At 51.3% G+C, this 2,814-nt stretch carries 2 protein-coding genes; one reads left to right on the top strand and one right to left on the bottom strand.

Features of this window, described 5'->3' with window-relative positions; all coding sequences use genetic code 11:
- Nucleotides 1-1,044, bottom strand: a 1,044-nt coding sequence (locus tag TX77_RS03050) for an OPT family oligopeptide transporter (RefSeq protein WP_044503363.1), incomplete at its 3' end; no start/stop codon positions are given.
- A 248-nt stretch (nt 1,045-1,292) separates the two neighbouring features.
- Here TX77_RS03050 and pepD point away from each other — a divergent pair.
- The gene (gene pepD, locus TX77_RS03045; RefSeq protein ID WP_044503362.1) at nt 1,293-2,747 is read left to right on the top strand and encodes a beta-Ala-His dipeptidase; all 1,455 of its coding nucleotides are present in this window, start codon (nt 1,293-1,295) and stop codon (nt 2,745-2,747) included.
- The last annotated feature ends 67 nt before the right edge of the window (nt 2,748-2,814 follow it).

Here is a 2,814-nt window from a genome sequence, read left to right as displayed (position 1 = left end):
GTTATAGAAGGTGATGAACAGCCCGATAAGGATAGCCAGGAATACGAGGCCGACCGATTTCGGCGTCATATCGATATCCGTGTGGTGGAGCATTTTCTTTTCTTCCGTGTCGTTGGCGCGAAGGGCGTCGATCGACATTTTAATGCCGTCGACGACCGGTTTTGCCAAGCGGATTAAGGTCCAGACGGCGGCGATACCGATACAACCGGCACCGATGAAGCGGACTTTTTGAGCCCAAATTGTCTGGGCAAAAGCAGCTGCCGATTGGCCTTCAGCCGGCGTCAGCATCGAAGTCAGATAGGGAACGAAGACGTACCAGGACAAGAGGGTACCGACTAAGATCGCGATACCGCTGGTGATGCCGATGAGGTAGCCGGCGCCGAGAAGGGCCGTTGAAAAACCGAGCGGAATCTGGGTGACGGCTTTGCCGAAGTGGAGCCAGTAGCTGAATTCCGAGGAGAGGACGTGGAAGCCGTTGGAGCAAAGGCTGAACAGGCCGGCCAGGGCAGTACCGCCGACGATGTCTTTCATGCCCGTTTCCTTTTTAGCTCCCGCTGTACCATCCGCTTCTTCTTTGCGGATTTCGCTGCCGACTTTTAAGATTTCAGCAGCAGCTCGGCCTTCCGGATAGGGCAGGTCGCTGTTAACGACCATGGCACGGCGGAGGGGAATCGTAAATAAGACCCCGAGAGAACCGCCGCAGGCGCAGAGCAGTAACGTTTCCATGAAGGGGAATCCTTGCCAGTATCCCAACATGAGCAAGCCCGGCAGAATGAAAATGATTGCAGATAAGGTGCCGGCAGCTGATGCCTGCGTCTGTACCATGTTGTTTTCCAAAATGTTGGAATCTTTGAACATGCGCAGGATTGCCATGGAGATGACTGCAGCCGGAATGGACGAGGAGAACGTCAGACCGACTTTTAAGCCCAAGTATACGTTGGATGCCGTGAAGATAACGGTAATCAAGGCCCCGAGAATCATCCCGCGGGCGGTTAATTCCGGCATACTTGGGTAGTTCACAGTCAAGTTTGATTGTGGTTTCATAGAAAAACCTCCCAAATAAGAATTAATGAGTACAAAAATGTACTAACACAATAACAATTATATTATACTCATTTTTTGTGCATTCGTCATATATCAAAATGTACACTGGACACGGAAATTAGCTTGTATAATTACTTTTTCGCAATTTATATTCTATATTATGGAATTGTAGCTTGAAAAGGGCCGTCGTGGTATAATAAAAGGCGATTACACAAGTAGAAAGCTACTTTTGAAGGGAGCGTCATACTATGCATGATAATGAAATTATTGAAGGCATTATTGCCGAATTTAAAGGACTCGCCAAACATCCGCGTCCGTCTCATCATGAAAAAGCCGTCAGCGATTACATCGTAAGTCGCCTTCGTGAATTAGGCGTTACCGACGTCATTCAAGATGACGTTTACAATATCGTTGCCAATGTTCCGGCCAGCAAAGGCTGCGAATCCTGGCCGATTACGGTCCTTCAGGGCCATATGGATATGGTCTGCGTCGCCAAACCGGGCGTCGACTTCGACCCCTTGACGAGTGAAATTAAATTAGTCCGTGAAGGCAATATCCTCCGTGCCGACGGTACCAGCCTCGGTGCCGATGACGGCATTGCTGTCGCCCTGTCGCTATACCTCATTCAGCAGGACATTCAGCACGGACCGCTTCGTCTCATCTTTACGATTGATGAAGAAACGGGCATGACCGGGGCTATGAATTTGGACCCGAAACACGTTCAGGACGTAAAGTATATCATCAACTGTGACTCTGAAGATATCGGCATGCTCGGCGTCGGTTCGGCCGGCAGCGTCCATACCCACTTCAACCGCCCCATCCATTGGCAGGCACCGAAGGGTAAACAGGCGTTTACTATTGAAGCCAAAGACTTTGTCGGCGGCCATTCCGGCGAAACGATCAACCGCGGCAAGAGCAACGCCATCAAAGCCCTGAGTTTGGCCCTGCGCCGAATTGAACAGGCCGGTGTCGTTTATACCCTGGCCTCCATTGAAGGCGGCGTTGCAGCCAATGCCATTCCTTCCCAGGCAGCGGCTGTCATTGTAACGGCTGACGAACAGGCCGAATCGTCCATTAAACAGGCGGTTCAGGAAGAACAGGCCCAGATTGCTGAAGTATACGGCAGTGTGGAATCGAAGGCTCACTTCGTCGTAACGGCAGCCGATGTACCGGCTAAAACCTTTGCTGAAGAGGACACCAAGGCTGTTGTAAACCTGCTTAACGTCCTTCACTGCGGCGTCTTTGCCATGAATCAGATGCTGCCCAAACTGCCGGATTTATCGGCCAACATTGGGACGATTCGAACGGAAGAAGACGTCGTCGCCATTCAGTACTTCCCGAGGGCATCGTCTGACGGCCGTTTACGTGAATTTGCCCTGACCCTGCCCGTTTTTGCAGAGCTTACGGGCTGCACTATTGACTTGGCTACGCCGGAACCGGCTTGGGCCGAAAATCCCAAGAGTAAACTCGTTCCCTTGTTTGCCGACGTATACCGTGAAGAAGCCGGCAGAGAACCCCGCATTGAAGCCATGCACGGCGGCCTTGAAACGGGCTACCTCTTTTCCATGAACCAGAATCTCGATATCATTTCCGTCGGTCCGACGACGCACGACATCCACAGTGCCGACGAATCGGTCGAACTCGATACAGTAGCGCTCTTGACCCGCATCGTTGCTAAGGCTCTGGGAAAACTCGACAAGTAATCGATTGATGTAAACTGAATTTAAACGTACCCGCCTTACGGGATTGTCCTGTAAGGCGGGTATTTTT

Origin of the sequence: Megasphaera massiliensis (assembly GCF_000455225.1) — a bacterium.
GTDB classification, from domain to species: domain Bacteria; phylum Bacillota; class Negativicutes; order Veillonellales; family Megasphaeraceae; genus Megasphaera; species Megasphaera massiliensis.
This window is presented reverse-complemented; position numbering and strand designations above follow the sequence as displayed.

Excerpts from the sequence above, each read along its gene's own strand:
- pepD (WP_044503362.1), top strand. The coding sequence starts at position 1,293 with ATGCATGATAATGAAATTATTGAAGGCATTATTGCCGAATTTAAAGGA.